General features: G+C 41.9%; 12 protein-coding genes. 2 read left to right on the top strand and 10 right to left on the bottom strand.

Going from position 1 to position 17,431, the window contains the following annotated elements; translation table 11 throughout:
* Positions 1-71: 71 nt before the first annotated feature.
* Positions 72-599: a zinc-ribbon domain-containing protein gene (locus G603_RS0117655; RefSeq protein WP_026671034.1), complete on the bottom strand. Its 528-nt coding sequence runs from the start codon at positions 597-599 to the stop codon at positions 72-74.
* A gap of 87 nt (positions 600-686) precedes the next feature.
* On the opposite strand from G603_RS0117655, the gene G603_RS0117660 reads away from it, so the two are divergent.
* Together G603_RS0117660 and G603_RS0117665 are read left to right on the top strand one after the other, a co-directional pair.
* A complete protein-coding gene (locus G603_RS0117660; protein WP_026671035.1) occupies positions 687-1,400 on the top strand; it encodes an ABC transporter ATP-binding protein in 714 nt (237 codons plus the stop codon).
* 77 nt (positions 1,401-1,477) lie between these two features.
* Entirely contained in the window at positions 1,478-4,198 is a 2,721-nt protein-coding gene (locus G603_RS0117665) for an ABC transporter permease (protein WP_026671036.1), read from the top strand.
* A 117-nt stretch (positions 4,199-4,315) separates the two neighbouring features.
* On the opposite strand, the gene G603_RS0117670 is transcribed toward G603_RS0117665, so the two are convergent.
* From G603_RS0117670 to G603_RS0117710, 9 genes are all read right to left on the bottom strand, one after another.
* Positions 4,316-5,311, bottom strand: a complete 996-nt coding sequence (locus G603_RS0117670; RefSeq protein WP_026496377.1) for an ABC transporter ATP-binding protein — start codon at positions 5,309-5,311, stop codon at positions 4,316-4,318.
* A complete protein-coding gene (locus G603_RS0117675; RefSeq protein ID WP_026496378.1) occupies positions 5,311-6,471 on the bottom strand; it encodes an ABC transporter ATP-binding protein in 1,161 nt (386 codons plus the stop codon). Before G603_RS0117675 ends, G603_RS0117670 begins: the two co-directional genes overlap by 1 nt.
* Before the next feature lie 10 nt (positions 6,472-6,481).
* Complete coding sequence (locus tag G603_RS22140) at positions 6,482-8,218, bottom strand: ABC transporter permease (RefSeq protein WP_026523398.1); 1,737 nt, start codon at positions 8,216-8,218, stop codon at positions 6,482-6,484.
* An 18-nt stretch (positions 8,219-8,236) separates the two neighbouring features.
* The gene (locus G603_RS0117685; protein ID WP_026523397.1) at positions 8,237-9,223 is read right to left on the bottom strand and encodes an ABC transporter permease; all 987 of its coding nucleotides are present in this window, start codon (positions 9,221-9,223) and stop codon (positions 8,237-8,239) included.
* Between the two features lie 130 nt (positions 9,224-9,353).
* Positions 9,354-11,807 (bottom strand): ABC transporter substrate-binding protein, encoded by a 2,454-nt coding sequence (locus tag G603_RS0117690; RefSeq protein ID WP_026523396.1) that lies wholly within the window; start codon positions 11,805-11,807, stop codon positions 9,354-9,356.
* Positions 11,808-11,889: 82 nt separating this feature from the next.
* On the bottom strand, positions 11,890-12,450 hold the full coding sequence (locus tag G603_RS0117695) for a hypothetical protein (RefSeq protein ID WP_026523395.1): 561 nt from the start codon (positions 12,448-12,450) through the stop codon (positions 11,890-11,892).
* A 160-nt stretch (positions 12,451-12,610) separates the two neighbouring features.
* Entirely contained in the window at positions 12,611-14,173 is a 1,563-nt protein-coding gene (locus tag G603_RS22965; protein WP_242829598.1) for a WecB/TagA/CpsF family glycosyltransferase, read from the bottom strand.
* Positions 14,174-14,189: 16 nt separating this feature from the next.
* Entirely contained in the window at positions 14,190-15,473 is a 1,284-nt protein-coding gene (locus G603_RS0117705; protein ID WP_242829597.1) for a DegT/DnrJ/EryC1/StrS family aminotransferase, read from the bottom strand.
* A 4-nt stretch (positions 15,474-15,477) separates the two neighbouring features.
* On the bottom strand, positions 15,478-17,421 hold the full coding sequence (locus G603_RS0117710) for a polysaccharide biosynthesis protein (RefSeq protein WP_026671037.1): 1,944 nt from the start codon (positions 17,419-17,421) through the stop codon (positions 15,478-15,480).
* Positions 17,422-17,431: the final 10 nt, after the last annotated feature.

A 17,431-nucleotide genomic window follows, 5' to 3' on the forward strand; every position in this document is an offset into this window, starting at 1 on the left:
CAAAAAAATCGGCGAACCATTAGTTCACCGATTTTTTCAGATTTTTTTTATATCGTTTTTATTTTTTCGAATTACAGAAATTTGAAAGCGTGAATGATAGGCAGTTCCTTAGCCTTACCATTGCATGCATTTACAAAACCGATAATCTGTACAACGAAAAGAACAATTCCGAATACACCCGCTACGATAGGAACAATGATTGTCCAGCAAAGAACAAGTGCAACGATTGCAACAAGTGACTCAAGAACTAAGAGTCTTAAAACCTCACGAAGGTGGAATCCAACAAACTTAGAATCTCTTGCAGCAAGTAATGCAATGAGCATACCTGCCCAGCTAAGAACATAAATAGCGATAGCAAGAATCTTATTCTCTGCGATATCAGCAGGATCCATCTCTGCTGTGTGATCTGAAGGATCTACAACATATACAGGCTGATAGCCGGGTGCTGCAGCGTAAGGCTGTGTTGGCTGCTGCATATTAGGTGCCGCGCTGGGTGCCGGATTAGGTGTTGCATTAGCTGCTCCTACCGGTGTTCCACACTTAGGGCATACCTGAGCATCCTCTTCTAAGCTCTCTCCACAATTTGTACAAAACTTCATACCATACACCTCCCAAATGTATTTTTATTACTTTTTTGCATCCCTATAATAATACACGATTTTACGCAAATATGCTATATTAAAGATATGTCGGACTCAAATATTATTGTATCGTTAAAAAATGTCACACGTTCGTTTAAGTCCGGTGACAACAGACTTGAAGCCCTGAAGAATATAAGCCTTGAGATTTATGAAAAAGAGTTTGTAGTGATACTTGGTGAAAGTGGATGTGGCAAGACTACCATTCTGAACATCATTGGAGGCATGGATCACATGTCAGATGGAAGCCTTTTTATCGATGGAAAAGATTACTCCAATCCAACTAATCAGGAACTCACTGCCTACAGACGTAATTTCATTGGTTTTGTTTTTCAGGATTATCATCTGATGCCTAATTTAACCGCTAAAGAGAATGTTGATTTCATTGCAGAACTCCTGCCTGACTCCATGGATTCAGACGAAGCCTTGAAGCTAGTAGGCCTTACCGACAGAGCAGATAACTATCCATCACAGCTCAGTGGCGGTCAGCAGCAGAGAGTTTCAATTGCAAGAGCAATCGCCAAAAAGCCTCGCCTTATTCTTGCGGATGAACCCACAGCTGCTCTTGATTTTACCACCAGCATTGAGATACTTTCTGTATTTGAGAACATTGTCAAATCTCAGGGCACAACTGTTGTGATGGTCACACATAATAACGAGATAGCTAAAATGGCCAATCGTATTATAAAAATAAAAGACGGTCAGATTGATAGAATAATCACTAACGAGAACATAGCGAAGGCAACTGACCTCTCCTGGTAGCTATAAAGTAGATTTCCACCAAGGCAGCACAGCTTGCATTTTAAGCTTGTACGTGGCCTTTTAAACCGGGTATTTATATGGCTAAAACAGGTCGAAAGGACACTCTTAGGAACATTCGAAAGCAGCTGGTTTCCTGGCTGTCCATAATTATCATCACCTCATTTGCTATCACTGCATATCTGGGGCTTTCTTATTCTGCGTTTTCTATGTCCCGAGAAGGCAAACGCCTCTATGATTCCACAAACTTTCATGACATCCAGATATCTTCCAACTGTCTCTTATCAGAGGATGATCTTGCTGCAATCTCAGGGCTTGACGGAATAAAAGAAATTGAGGGTATTCTAAGGACATCCGTCCGAATCACTCAGGGCACAAAAACAAAATCCGCTTACATCACATCCCTCGGAAGCAATATCGATATCCCCATGCTTCAATCAGGCGCTCTTCCCGTCACAAAGGATGAGTGCGCTATTGAACAAAGCATCGCTGACGACCTGAGTCTGTCTATCGGAGATAAGATCAGTCCACTGGATGCTTATAACGAAAAGCTTCCGGAGCTCTCTGTAGAAACGCTTACAATCACAGGAATTTTTAAACATGCCGAACACATGAGTTATGACTTAGACGAGCCCTATTGCATACTTGTAACCAAAGAAGCCTTTGATGTAGAACGTTTTGACGGATGCTATGCTTTGGCGAATATTGTTCTTGAAAAGCCGTATTATTCCAAAGCCTACGATAAAAGATATTTCTCTCTGGTTTCAAAAAGGTGTGATGCCATAAAAGAACTTTCTGATCTTCGTTCTCAGGCTAGATATGAAGACTACACTCTCTTTCTTGAAGATCAGATTGTGGACAGTGAAAAGGATCTGCAAAACGCCAAGCATGACCTTGCTCTTGCAGGTCGTATGATACCTTCCATGTCAGGCAAAACCGGTCAGGTAATGGCTGATCTTGGAAATATGCTCTCTGTAATAATCTCAAAAGAACCTTCTGAGTACAAAACCGCTCCTGAACAAATATCAGACTATGACAAAGCGCTGATTGAATATAATAATGCGCTTCTAAAACTGGAAGACTCTAAAAAGCGCCTTGATAAGCTGCAAAATCAGGGTGAATGCGACTGGTATGTCTTAGACAGGAATTCAAATATCTCTTACCTGTATCTTAAAAACAACTCCGAAAACCTTAATAAGCTAACATCTACTTTCTCCATATTGTTTGTGATCATTGCAATTATGGTAATTTTTGCATCCCTGTCGAGAATGCTCTACTCTCAGCGCACTCTTATAGGCGCTTCAAAGGCACTTGGGCTTACTAACGCAGAGATATTTTCAAAATACATAATCTTTGGCTTATCAGCCACGGTAATTGGAAATATACTTGGCATTTTAATGTCCGCACTTATCGTGGAATACGTTATTGCCATCGGCTATGATAATCATTTTATTTATGGCCGTTATCCCTGTACCATATCTATCCTGCCAAGTATCATAATATCCGCTCTGGCTATTGCCACCGCATTCCTTGCAATTTACGCCTCCTGTTCAAAGCTTATGAAGCAAACTGCCAAAAAGCTTATGTCCCCACTTGCTCCGGATAGCAAGCGTGAGAGCCTGAAAAACAATAAATTCCTCTCTAAGTTAAGCCTTTACAGCAGAATGATCATTCTGAACATGCAAACCGATATCCTAAGAGTACTGGTGACAATTATCAGTGTTGCCGGATGCTGCGCTTTGATTGTAATCGGTTTTTCCCTTAGGCGCTCTATATCAGGTTCTCTTGACGGTCAGCTTACTGAAATATCTACTTACGACGGAAAGATCACTTATAATGCAAATATTTCAGATTCTATCGAGGAGGAAATCACTAAAGAAATATCTGACAGAAATATAGAATATGTAAATCTATTAGATAAATACGGTAGCCTCCAGATAGATGATATGATGGAATTTACTGAATTTTTCATCACTGATGATATAGTTGCTCTTTCAAAATTCCACAATGTCCTCGATTATTCTACAGGAAGGTCTCTTTTTGATGGTAATTCGCAAGACATATCAAAACTTTCCGATGGAATAATCATAACAAACAGACTATCAGAGCTCTATAATCTATCTGTTGGTGATAATATCGAACTGATTGATGATATGGGAATACCGCACAATACTAAAGTGTCAGGAATAATGAAAAATTACATCGGTCGTTTCGCCATTATTTCAAAATCATTATATGAAAATCTTGTAGACGACAACTTTGCCAACAATACATATCTCATAAGAACCGGAAACTTATCACAGGAAGATTCAATAGATAGCATTATTGCTAATATTTCTGAGCTTCAGGGCTTTGACAATTACTCTCCATCCTCAGAACTAACAGACATGTTCCGTAACGTTATGATAGTATTAAATCTGATTGTATGGCTGCTGATTGTTTTATCAGGAGTTCTTTCAATGTTTGTACTCTTAAACCTCGCAAACATGTATCTGATATCCAAACATTCAGAACTTACGATAATGCGAATCAATGGTTTTACAGTTAAAGAAACCGTTATTTACGCAATAAGGGAGGTCATTCTTACTACTTCCATCGGCATCTTCTTTGGAATCATTTTCGGTGCTGTTATGGTCTATTCCATCATTAGAAAAATGGAACAGGTTCATCTAATGTTTGTACGTACACCGGATATATCTGCATGGATTATCAGTGCACTGATAACAATTGCCTTTTCTGCAGGCATCTATTATATACCCATGTCAAAAATAAAAGACCTGTCATTGACAGACCTTTTCTGAATTTATATGCGGATCTGACTTATCCCAAACCGGCATCATAATATGTCCTAAACAAGCGAAATGGCAGCCATTACAGCTGCCATCTCTTATAGATATTTTTATTTAGAAGTTTTCATATTATTTGTCGTCATATAAGTGACATCTTACAACATGTCCGTTACCCATATCCTTGGCCTTAGGATCCTGCTCCTTACAGATTCCCATGCAATGAGGGCATCTTGTATGGAACTTACATCCCTTAGGCGGATTAGCAGGTGAAGGGATATCTCCCTCAAGGAGTACTCTTTCCTTCTTGATATCGGGATCCGGCATCGGAATAGCACTGAAAAGCGCCTTTGTGTATGGATGAAGCGGATTTGCGAAAATATCCTCTGTCTCACCTGTCTCAACAAGATTACCAAGATACATAACACCTACTGCATCTGAAATATGCTCAACGACAGACAGATCGTGTGAGATAAACAGATATGTAAGATTATTCTTTTCCTGAAGTTCCTTAAGAAGGTTGATGATCTGTGCCTGGATAGAAACGTCAAGCGCTGATACAGGCTCATCACATACAACGAACTCAGGCTTTACAGCCAGTGCTCTTGCAATACAGATACGCTGTCTCTGTCCACCGGAGAACTCATGAGGATAACGATCCTTGTGATACTCCTGAAGACCACACTCCTTCATAACCTCGGTAATATAGTCATCAAACTGTTCCTTGGGAACAAGACCGTGCTCACGTACAGCCTCACCGATAATCTCACCGATAGGAAGACGGGGAGACAGTGAAGAATAGGGATCCTGGAAAATGATTTGCATCTTTGTACGAAGCTCACGAAGCTGCTTCTTATCAAAAGTGCTTATATCCTTACCATTGAAAATGATATCACCTTCAGTTTTCTCAATAAGTCTGAGGATAGTTCTTCCTGTTGTAGACTTACCACAGCCTGACTCTCCAACGAGACCCATTGTGGTTCCACGGGGAATTGAAAAAGTAACATCATCAACTGCCTTTACATTGCCGGTAACACCACCAAAGAACCCTCCCTTAATAGGGAAATACTTTTTGAGGTGCCTTACTTCAAGAATGTTATCTTTTATTTCATTTGTCTTATCACTCATTAGTTTGCACCTCCTTCCTCAGTTTTCTTACCGATAAGCTCCTCACATCTGTAGCAGCTAACCTCATGAGTAGGTGACACCTTGTAAACTCCGGGATATTTGCCGCTGCACTTCTCTACACACATTTCACATCTGTCCTTGAAGTAGCAGTAATCGGGCATATCGATAGGGTTAGGAACATTGCCGGGTATGCTATAAAGCTTGTCAACGTGCTTACCTACAACGGGCTTTGAATTCATAAGTCCGATAGTGTAGGGATGTCTGGGATCCTTAAATATCTCTCTTGCAGTACCTTTTTCAACAACACGGCCTGCATACATAACAACAACATAATCAGCCATCTCTGCTACAACACCAAGGTCGTGAGTGATAAGCATGATTGATGAATTGATCTTGTCCTTAAGGTTTCTAAGAAGGTCAAGTATCTGAGCCTGGATTGTAACGTCCAGCGCTGTTGTAGGCTCATCGGCGATGATAAGCTTAGGATCGCAGGCAAGAGCCATAGCGATCATAATACGCTGTCTCATACCACCTGAGAGCTCATGAGGATACATTGAATAAACACCCTCTTTGTTGGCGATACCAACCATCTGAAGCATCTCAATTGTTCTTTCCTTAACCTGTTCAGGTGTCATCTCGGGATTGTGAAGTGCGATAACCTCATCTACCTGTGCGCCAATTCTGAAAACAGGGTTAAGTGATGTCATGGGCTCCTGGAAGATCATTGACATCTTGTTGCCGCGAAGCTTCTGCATAACAGAAGCGGGAGCATTAACAACATTTATTGTTCTCTCGCCATCATTAAAGCGAATCTCGCCTTCAACTGTCTGACCTGAAGGTCTCTGAACAAGCTGCATAAGTGAAAGGCTTGTCACAGACTTACCGCAGCCTGACTCACCAACGATACCAACAGTTTTTCCCTGAGGTACCTCGAAGGATACACCGTCAACTGCCTTAACTGTACCTATATCTGTAAAGAAATATGTATGTACATTATCAAACTCTACACAGTTGTCAGGATTCTTCATCTGTGTAACATATTCACTTTCAGGAATATGTTTTCTATTTCTCTTTTTCTCAATCTCGGAAGTAATCTTTCTGTTCTCTCTTGAGATTTTTCTGGACTCCCTGGCCGAGATATAATTTGAATTCTTTGCCATCTTAGTCTCCTTATCTCTTCATTTTCGGGTCAAACGCATCACGAAGACCATCACCAATAAAGTTGAATGCAAGAACTGTAAGAAGGATAAGTGTTCCTGCAGGAATCCATACAAAGAGGTAATTGGTCATAACGTATGAATCTGTAACTGCGTTGATAATACTTCCCCATGAAGCAGCAGGGTACTTGATACCAAGACCAAGGAAACTAAGTGAAGCCTCTGAAAGGATAACCTCACCAAGACCCATACTTGCAAATACAATAAGCTGAGGAATTACATTCGGTATAAGGTGCTTGAAGATTCTGCGGTATGTGCTGATACCAAGTGCTTCAGCAGCAACCATGAACTCCTGCTCACGAAGTGAAAGGATCTGACCTCTTACAATACGAGCAATTCCAACCCAACCGATAACAGCCATTACGATACAGAGCAGATAAATACGTGCTCTTGGGCTTGCCTGATAGTAGTCCATGATAGAACCAAGGATCAGGTAAAGGGGCATCGCAGGGATACAGTAAACTACGTCTACAAGTCTCATGAGAAGGTTATCAACCCATCCGCCAAAGAAACCTGCTACACCACCGATAATCATGCCAATAAATACTTCGATAAATATTACTACGAAACCGATCAAAAGTGAGATTCTGCCACCATACATAAGACGCGCAAGAAGGTCCATACCGTTTGCATCTGTTCCTACAAGGTGCTCCTTGGAAGGTGATGCATAAGTATCTATAAGTCTTGTCTGCTGGAATCTCTTAATAATGTACTGGCTGGTCTTCTTATCCAGACGATACTCGATCATAGTACCGTCTTCATCCGGAAACTCGAATGATGAAGCACCGGATGCGAAAGCCTCAAGTGCAGCTGCCTTATAATCAGGACTAAGGAATACACCTGATACAGCAGCATTGAAGTTCATGTTGGAAACAACTGCATAGCCTTCACCATTAAGTGAAATAAGACCATCTTCAGTAATGTCATAAGTATTGCCATCAGCCTCAAAGCTGCTCTCTCCTGTAGCAGAAGCTACAAGTGCATTTCTGTAGAACTCGTAAGAGAACTTTGTATCCTTTGAATAACCAGTGAAGGATTTCTTGCTGGCTACTGCAATCTCTGTTGCCTCAAATACATCAGCTTTGAAGTCTTCTCCCTTATACATGTAGAGAACCCCGTCCTCTTCGAAATAAGGAAGACCTGCTTCCAATGCTTCATTGAAGCTCTTTACGTTCTTAAGGAACATCTTGATGGGTTCAAGTGAATAAACAAGATAAACATCTGAGCCTTCAGCTGCAGGTGTCATACCCATCTGTGAACCATCTCTTGTCTCAAATACATACTTTCCTGATGAAGCTGCAATAAGCGCCTTTGAATAAATATCTGAAGGAAGCTCAACACCTTCAACATTCTGGAACTGGAACTGATCTATCTCTGTAGCACCGGCATAATCCTTAAGGACTTCATCAGTCTTATAGAATACCTGGCTCTCAGAATATGGATAAAGGGCACCACCTAAAAATGCAAAGAGGAACATGGCAACAATGATTACCATTCCCACGATAGCAAGTCTGTTTCTAAGGAATCTCTTAAGGACCATCATTCCCGGAGAGAGGACACGGACTCTGTTTGCGTCATCGAGATGCATTTCGAGTTTAAACTCTACTTCTATGCCTTTTCCGTCTTTTTTATCTTTAGCTGCTTCGTCATTTACTACTTCAGTAATCTCGTCTTTTCTTTCGTCTGACATTTAATCCTCCTCCTTTCCTTAGTTTACTCTTACTCTCGGGTCAACAACCGCATAAAGAATATCTGCGATAAGGTTACCCAGCAAAATAAGTACTGCCATAAATACCATATAGAACATTACGAAAGGAATATCTCCCTGCACAACGCACTGATATGATGTATATCCGATACCGGGGATCTGGAACAATGTCTCAGTGATCATAGCACCGCTGAAAAGTCCCGGAAGCGATCCACCGAGAAGTGTAACGATGGGAATAAGTGTGTTTCTGAAAGCATGATAGTTAACTACCCTATCCTCAGACACACCCTTAGCTCTTGCTGTTCTGATATAATCAGCGTTCAGAACTTCGAGCATATTGGTTCTGGTATAACGCATAAGAGAACCTACACTAACAACAGTAAGTGTGATTACAGGCATGATCATGTGCTTAGCCATATCCAGGATCTTGCCCATCTGAGAATATGACTCGTGATATCTGCCAACAATTCCGTAAAGGTCAAGCCAACCAAGTTTTACGGACAAAATGTATTTCAAGATCGTCGCAAAGAAAAAGCTCGGAAGTGAAATTCCGATAAGTGCGATTACCGTAACTGTGTAGTCGGTTGCAGAATACTGTCTTCTTGCTGCTGCTACACCTGCAGGTATTGCGATCACAATTTCCAAAATAAAAGTTACAAGTCCAAGTGCAAACGAATACCAAATAACGTTGCTGAATTTTTGTAATACTGGTTGATTCCAAAACCATGAATCGCCAAAGTCAAGTGCAATTGCTCTTGATGCCCACTTAAAGTAACCCTGGATTACCCCCGTGTCCAGACCGTACTGGGCATTTAACTGGTCAACCCATTCTGCATAGCTCTTGGCACCAGGCTTTGTTGATAAAGCCATTGCCTGCTGCTCAACGTATGAAATGGGCATACATCTCATGATCGCATAAATGATCATTGATACGAAAAACAGTAAAACTACCGATATGAGCAGACGTTTAATGATGAATTTCCTCATTGCTGCTTATACTCCTTCTAAATAAAATATCTTCTGCCTGAAAAAGTTTCTTTACATAGACTTGTCCGCGGAGGCAAAAGCCCCCACGGACTAAGTCACACGTATTTATGTAATTATTACCAAATACGAATTACTTTGTCTTAAGTGACTGGATCTGATCAAATCCACTTGTGTTGCTGTAGAAATTGTAATATGTTGTCTGATCCTGAAGCATTACAGAGTTGTCAACGTCTACACGGTCAACAGCGTAGATTGAGCACTGCTGTCTCTGATATGTAGGAATCTCAACTGCGTAATCAACGATGTAGTCAAGGCACTCCTTGTAGATAGCCTTACGTACAGCCTGATCAGTTGTTGAACGGCCTTCCATGATAAGGTCATCAAGTTCCTTCTGGTTGATTCTGTACATGTAAGCAGAACCACCGTCTGTATGATATACCTGGAACATATCAGGATCGATTGATGATCCCCAAGCTGCACACCAGATCTCTGCTGTACCGCCCTGTGTAGCAGTCCAAAGAACTGAAGAATCAGAAAGGTCATTGATTACAAGATCAAAGCCAATCTTCTCAAGATCTTCACGAGCTGCTGTAAGGATACCAAATGCAGGGTGATCACCTGAACCATCTGCAGGGATCATAGCCTCGTATGAAAGCTTAGCACCTTCAGGAGCTGCTGTAAGCTTACCATCTGTTACTGTGTAACCAGCTGCCTCGAAGAATCCAAGTGCAGCCTGAAGAGCTGCCTCATACTTCTCATCCTCGCTCATGCCGTCTGTGTAAATATCATTTCCGTCAACATCAACTGAGAAAGCAACCTTGTAATCAGGATCAGATGCCTGAGGAGCTGCCCATGATGTGTTAGAAATAGGATAGTTGATAACGTTAGCTGCATCACCATAGTAAGAATCGATAACTACGTCACGATGTACAGCAAGTACTGTTGCGATAGCCTTACGAAGGTTCTTGGATGCATCACTTGAAGGATCATCGCCAACCTTAACGTTCTCAGAGTTCATACCGATGTAACCATAACCCTGGTTATCAACAAGTGCTGTGTAAAGAACATCACCTGAAAGCTCACCGTTTGAGTTCTCGCCAGCAATCTGCTCAAGAGAAGCCTTGTTAGCCTGAGGCTCTGCGATATCAAGAGTACCCTGAACTACACCGGGCTCTTTATCTGCATCAGTTGTAACCTTCATCTGTACGTCCTTGATAATAGGAGCACCCTGATAGAAGTTCTCGTTAGCCTTGAAGTAAACGATCTTGTTCTCGTACTTATCGAATACATAAGGGCCGGCACCAAGAGGCTGAGTTGTCTTAGAACGAACAACTGAAAGGTCACCCTTGTCAAATCCGAACATGTTGTTGTCATAATCATACTTGGACTCATCACCATAGTAGTGAAGAGGAGCAATTACAACACCGATATCATAGATAGCTGTAGCATCGAGCTTGTCCATGTGGATACGAAGTGAATAATCACCGGTCTTCTGGATACCTTCGATGTTCTTAGCTGATTCTCCGGTCTCGATAGCGTTCTTGTACTCATCTCCAAGGATGTCAAGGAAGCTGTCGCCAGCCTTTTCAGCATCAGTAGCTGCTGCAACGTCTCCGTCGTAAGCTGCTAAGAGCTCTGTCCAAAACTCTTCTACGCCGAACTCATCGCCGCCCTTGATGTCATAAGCCTTACCTGAAGAACCTGTTACCTTACCGTCTTCAGCTGAAGCGAGGTTCCATGAAACAAGTGCGTTTGCAAAAGCGTTAGCTGCAACATCAGCATCATCGATCTTGCTGTCGCCGATATAATCAACGATATCCTGAACAAACTTAGCCTTAGCTGCGGGATAATCTGTCTCCCAGAACTTCTTAGCCTGATCTTCTGTAAAGTATGTGAAGTCTGTGTTGTCCTCACCTGCACTCACAAGGAGGTTGAAAAGTGTGTCAGAACCCTTTCTGTATGCTTCCATACCGGTGATAGGAAGAGCATAGAATGATGATGATCCATCATATGAAGGATCTGCAAGTACATACATTGAGAAGATAACATCATCGATAGTAGCATTCACACCATCGGAGAACTTGATGTCATCGCGCATTGTTACGTCGTAATCAACTGATCCGTCTTCATTCTCAGTAACAACAACGTCAGATGTTCCCTTGTACTCATAGCTGTTACCGTCGTACTCTTTGGTCTCACCCTCGATGCCGTTGTAAACAATCTCACCAAGACGGTCTGTCATAAGAAGACCAGCCTGTGTAAGAGCTGATACATTCATGTCATAAGCTGTTGTGTTGAAGAAAGGACTGAATTTCTCAGAAAACTCAGATTCTCCAATAACGAGCGGTGCGCCGCTTCCTGTGCTCTCAGCAGCATCTGTAGCCTCTTCTGTGGATTCAGCTTCTGTTGCTTCTGCAGTTTCAGTGCTCTCCTCAGTTGAAGCATCTGCAGTAGATTCTGTCTGATCTGCAGACTCTGTAGTTGCAGTATCTGAGCCTGTGTTTGTAGCGCCGCCACAGCCTACAGCTGATGCAACCATTGTTCCGGCAAGTCCAAGTGCCAGAAGTTTGCCTAACTTTTTCATAGTGCCCTCCATTCCGGGGTTCTCCCCAAAGTGATATATGTGCATCCACTACAGTGGTTGTCACCTCAATAACTCAAAACACTTATGTATTCTTTTCTATAGTAATGTCAGCAAAATGTCTGTTGTAATATCTTCCAAATAAAACTGCTATTAAAATAACCGGTATGTGCAAAGCCAAATAAATAAGCTCTGTTCTTAATTCATACTGCCCTCTTCTGATGATCAGATAAAGGAGTTCGCATAACGAGCTTATAATCGCAAGTACCATCACTGCTATTCCGCAAAAATGCATACGTCCGATACCTTTGTCGTACTGCGGTCTTGTCATTCTGGGAGTCGACCAGGCATATTCCAGAATTCCTACCATATAATAAAGTACAGGTAAAAACTGAAAGAAATATGGAACAACAACCCATAAAGTATGTGATGACGTCTGATTTACCATTCCTTGCAGAATTACAGCCGCAAACATACCAAGGCCGTATAAAACACACGGCAGATAGGTTTTCCTTTTAACATTCTCATCAAATGGAAGTAGATAGATATCCCCTTTATAGAAAAATCTGTCTCGGAACCTACCCCTTTTATCCAACTCAGGAGCATGATCAAAGTCTCCCTTGTACGGATTTCGTAAAATACTCATTAACTAAAAACCCCAGAAATAAAGCCTTATCCAACAGCCGACAATAAATTATATCAAATGATTAAAAAAAGTCAAGCTTTGGCGTACTTTTGTCTTTGCACCGCGGACACTCACACGCTTTAAAGCAGCATAGCGGAAACGCAAAAAAACATACACTGTTTCATTTCCTCAGAAAAAAGACTTTCCAAATAAACTTTGCATTTGACTCAAGGTATCTCTTGAAAAGACGTTTTGGATCCTGAAACAGTCTGTAGAGCCATTCCATACCGAGCTTCTGAATCCATACAGGCGCTCTTTTGATATTCCCTGCAAAGAAGTTAAATCCTGCACCGACACCAAGCATAACTCCGCTAAGCTGACCCTGATGTGCAGCCATCCATTTTTCCTGTTTGGGAGCACCAAGTCCTATCCATATAAGATCTGCTCCTGATGAGTTGAGCATATCGATTACTTCTTCGTCTTCTTCCGGTGTCAGCTCTCTGTATGGTGGTGAATAGTATCCTCTTATATCCATACCGGGGAATCTGGCAGGTAGTTTTTCTTTCAGAAGCTCTATGGTCTCCTCGGAAGCGCCATAGAAAAAGTGTGAAACCTTTCCATCCATTGTGGATTTGAACATGGCTTCCATGAAGTCAGGTCCGGCAATTCTTTCAGCTTTGACGAATCCCGCTTTTTGGATCAGATTAACGATTGGCTGTCCATCGGGGAATGTCAGTACAGAGCCGTTCTGGATACTCATGTAATCCTCGTTTTCACTTGCTTCAACTGTCGTATGTACATTACAAAAGCAAATGTATTTTCCAATAAGAGACTTAATATGACTTCTTACATATAAGACGGCATTCTCTACATTTGATACTGCAAAGTTCACTCCGAGAACTCTGCATCTTTTCACCATAGCTGAATAATATGCTGCCTGATAATAACCGATATCTCTTATAAGATTTCCTGTAATCCAAATACCGTCGAGAGAAAGACCAAAGTAGGTATTCACACCTATATCGCAAAGTCTTCCTACGATATCTTTTCTTATATAATCTGCCGTATCATTCATAGGCTTATTGGGAATGCATACAAATGCATCGCTGCAGCCAATCTCCTTTATACGGCTGATGAGCTCGTTTCTGTTTTGTTCTATGTTATCATTCTCAGTTCTGACTGATTCTCTCGGATACGCTGCATCCAGATTCAATATACCTTCAAGCTCATACTCAATTCCAAGTTCATTAAGATGTCCCTGAAGTACTTCCCTGTCTGACTCATATACCAAAGCCACAAGCTTTCTTCTGTGCCTTTCTGGATTCCCCTTCTTTCTAAGAATGAATCTGTAGATAAGCCTGCCGGCAAGAACAAATATGACATTGAAGATCACCAGATAAGCCATAGCCAGTCGTGACATATAGTAGGTGTTCTGAGTTATCATCAGCACAACCAGCAGAAAGGCAAACTGAAGTATCTGATTCTCAAAAACAACTTTGAATACCTCGACAGGGTCACAGTCTTCAAGGTTCCTGTAATTCTTGCGTCTGCTTCTGTATACATCCACAAGCACTACAAACATAACCTCTACTACAAAGATCATGCCATAAAGAGGCGCCATCCATTTCTTGGTAAAATGCCAGTTGAACCTCAAGGTGATCATAGCGATGTAAGCAATGCTTAGTGATACAAAATCCACAATCAGCAATATTCTGTTTCTCTTATGCGAGCGGGAAAGGCTCATATTATCGAATTCCTCTTTACTTAAAGCATCTGTGTATTATGTCAATTACAATATCCTGATCATGCTCGGTCATCTTTACATCTGAAGGAAGGCATAAGCCTCTTTCAAAGATATCCATACTTACATCAACCGCTTTACCTTCATCTATGTAAGCATTGCTTCTGCCTCGCAGGAGTCCCTGGATGGTAACGAAGCTGTTTGTTCTGTAAATAGGTTGCATGTGCATGGGCTTCCAGATAGGTCTTCCCTCTACATTAAACTGCGCCATGCTGTTTAATATCTCAGTAGGGCATGATTTTCCGGGTTCTGAGTTATAAAGCGCTTTTCTCTCAGACCTTACCTGAGGACACATCGAATCCTCATCAATTATCATGCAGCTGAGCCAGTAGTTAGGCTCAGTGTTATTCGGTATAGGATTCATGGATACCGGAAGATCCTTAAATCCATCCCTATATCTTTCGTATATTCTCTTTTTAGCAGCAATATGCTCATCCAGATAAGGAAGCTGACCTCTGATAACACCGGCAACAATATTGGACATGCGATAATTGTAGCCAAGCTCTTCATGCTGGTACCAGGGCGCATCTTCTCTGGCCTGTGTGCTGAGCTTTCTGACCTTGTGGCAGTCAGCTTCAGAATCAGTAAGGAGCATTCCACCTGAACTACCGGTGATGATCTTGTTTCCATTAAAAGAAATTATACTGTAGTCACCAAATTTTCCTGTCTGAACACCCTTGTAGGTAGCACCGAAAGACTCGGCAGCATCTTCAACAATAAGAGCTCCATGTTTATCTGCTATGCTTCTGATCTCATCTATCTTACCGGGAGTACCGTAAAGATATGCAACCACAATAAGCTTTACATCCGGAAAAATCTCAAAGGCTTTTTCCAACGCTTCAGGACTCATGTTCCAGCTGTCTTTTTCTGTATCGATAAAAACTGCTTCGCCACCTTCGTAGGCTACAGGATTAACAGTGGCATCGAAAGTCATGTCAGAGCAGAAAACCTTCTGTCCTGCAAGTGTGCCCACATTTGCAGGCTTTGTTCCATAGAGCCTTTCGCCGGCAAGTCTGATCGCAAGATGGAGAGCCGCTGTTCCGGCGCTAAGACCAATGGCATATTTTCTGCCGATCTTTTCCTGAACAAGTCTCTCTACTTCATTTATGTTCTCGCCAAGAGTAGTAACCCAGTTGGTCTCAATGGCTTCATTTACCCACTTGCTCTCATCTCCATGCATGGTAGGTGTTGCAAGCCATACCTTATTTTCAAATCTTTCAATTCCCTCAAATCTGTTATCCATATTTTTACTCCGATTCATTTATGAGCTGCGCAGCACGCTCAAGCGCTTTCTGATGCTCTGTCGTATGATCCTCGGCATTATCCTCAGGATGATATGTAACTACTATCCTCTGAACAATCTCTCTTATCTCGTCTGCGTGCTCTGCCTTAGCAGCTCCGTTAAGTTCTTCAAGCTGAGCAAAGAATCTCATATCGTCCATTGCTATGGGTTTTCCGATATGGATCATTCTGTTGGCTGTTTCCTGGAGTCCCTCTTCATCCATGAGCATCTCTTCATAGAGCTTCTCACCGGGACGAAGACCTGTGAACTCGATCTTGATATCCTCGCCTACCTTGTAACCTGAAAGCTTGATAAGGTTCTCTGCAAGATCAAGAATTCTTACAGGCTCTCCCATATCAAGAACGAATATCTCGCCGCCCTTGGCATAAGCGCCGGCCTGCATCACAAGACTTACGGCTTCCGGAATGGTCATAAAGTATCTGATGATATTAGGGTCTGTTACAGTAACAGGTCCTCCTGCTGCAATCTGCTTTTTAAAAAGCGGAATAACAGAGCCGTTGGAACCAAGAACATTACCAAAACGAACCGCAACAAACTCTGTATCATAATGCTTGTTAAAGGTCTGAACTATCATCTCGCAGATACGCTTACTTGCACCCATGATGTTGGTGGGATTAACCGCCTTATCTGTTGATATCATTACAAACTTGCTACAGCCGTTCATAGCTGCTGCCATGGCTGTCTTAAATGTACCAAATACATTGTTCTTGATAGCTTCTCCCGGGCTGTCCTCCATAAGCGGTACATGCTTGTGAGCCGCTGCATGGTAAACAATATCCGGCTTATAGGTCTCAAAAATCTTATTAATTCTGTTGGTATTTCTGACAGATGCAATAAGAACCTCAAGATCCAGCTCAGGATGCCTTGTTTTAAGCTCCTGCTGAATATCGTAGGCATTGTTCTCATAAATATCTACTATTATAAGCTTGCCCGGCTTGTGGTTAGCAATCTGTCTGCAAAGCTCGGAACCGATGGATCCGCCACCGCCTGTAACAAGTACGGTTTTACCACTGACATATCCTGCAATCTGTCCAAGATCAACCGCAATGGGATCACGGCCAAGAAGGTCCTCTACCTCAACATCGCGGAGCTTTGAAACATTGACTTCACCGTTAACAAGCTGATAAACACCTGGAAGTGAACGAAGCTTACAGTTGGTCTCCTTACAAAGATCAAGAAGCTTTCTCATATCACTTCTTGAAAGAGAAGGAATCGCAACTATTATCTCTTCTATATCATAGAGATCCGCGCACTCGATAATCTTATCGCGTCCGCCCACTACTCTGATACCCTGAATGTAATGTCCCCACTTACTGCGGTCATCATCGATGATACATCTGATAACCATTGTGGAATAGTTACTGTTAACAATCTCTTTTATGATGACATTACCCGCTTCACCGGCACCAATCACCATTACAGAGGTGGAATTCTTCTTATTCTCAGACTTATGCTTAACACTTCTTAAAAATCTGTAACTAAATCTGCTTACAAAAATGAAAGACATAAGCCAGAAGAAATACAGAAAATAATAGCTCTGCGGAACAGGCTGTCTTCCCACCCTGAAAAACTGAAGTCCTATGGCGCTAATAACAGCTGAGGACGCACAGCCCATTACAAGGTTCTGCAGCTCTGTCTCACCTGCATAAGCCCATAAGCTGTGATAGAGTCTGAAAAAATAAAATACAATTATAGTGAGGACTATATTTATCCCCATAAACTCCGTCACCGGAACCATAAATTCCGTGGGCACCAGATCTATGTTGAACTCGTATCGCATAAGCAGCGCAATATAGCCGGCTGCTATTATGCTGATAACGTCATAAACGATAAGACCTGCTCTTCTATAAAATTTTGCATAGTTAAATGGTTTCTTTTCTGAATTCATAATAGTCTAT

The sequence above is a fragment of the Butyrivibrio sp. AE3006 genome (assembly GCF_000424165.1).
Lineage (GTDB): Bacteria > Bacillota > Clostridia > Lachnospirales > Lachnospiraceae > Butyrivibrio.

Bases quoted from the DNA above. Each gene is read 5' to 3' on its own strand.
- G603_RS0117655 (WP_026671034.1), bottom strand. From the start codon at position 599: ATGAAGTTTTGTACAAATTGTGGAGAGAGCTTAGAAGAGGATGCTCAG.
- G603_RS0117660 (WP_026671035.1), top strand. From the start codon at position 687: ATGTCGGACTCAAATATTATTGTATCGTTAAAAAATGTCACACGTTCG.
- G603_RS0117665 (WP_026671036.1), top strand. From the start codon at position 1,478: ATGGCTAAAACAGGTCGAAAGGACACTCTTAGGAACATTCGAAAGCAG.
- G603_RS0117670 (WP_026496377.1), bottom strand. From the start codon at position 5,311: ATGAGTGATAAGACAAATGAAATAAAAGATAACATTCTTGAAGTAAGG.
- G603_RS0117675 (WP_026496378.1), bottom strand. From the start codon at position 6,471: ATGGCAAAGAATTCAAATTATATCTCGGCCAGGGAGTCCAGAAAAATC.
- G603_RS22140 (WP_026523398.1), bottom strand. From the start codon at position 8,218: ATGTCAGACGAAAGAAAAGACGAGATTACTGAAGTAGTAAATGACGAA.
- G603_RS0117685 (WP_026523397.1), bottom strand. From the start codon at position 9,223: ATGAGGAAATTCATCATTAAACGTCTGCTCATATCGGTAGTTTTACTG.
- G603_RS0117690 (WP_026523396.1), bottom strand. From the start codon at position 11,807: ATGAAAAAGTTAGGCAAACTTCTGGCACTTGGACTTGCCGGAACAATG.
- G603_RS0117695 (WP_026523395.1), bottom strand. From the start codon at position 12,450: ATGAGTATTTTACGAAATCCGTACAAGGGAGACTTTGATCATGCTCCT.
- G603_RS22965 (WP_242829598.1), bottom strand. From the start codon at position 14,173: ATGAGCCTTTCCCGCTCGCATAAGAGAAACAGAATATTGCTGATTGTG.
- G603_RS0117705 (WP_242829597.1), bottom strand. From the start codon at position 15,473: ATGGATAACAGATTTGAGGGAATTGAAAGATTTGAAAATAAGGTATGG.
- G603_RS0117710 (WP_026671037.1), bottom strand. From the start codon at position 17,421: ATGAATTCAGAAAAGAAACCATTTAACTATGCAAAATTTTATAGAAGA.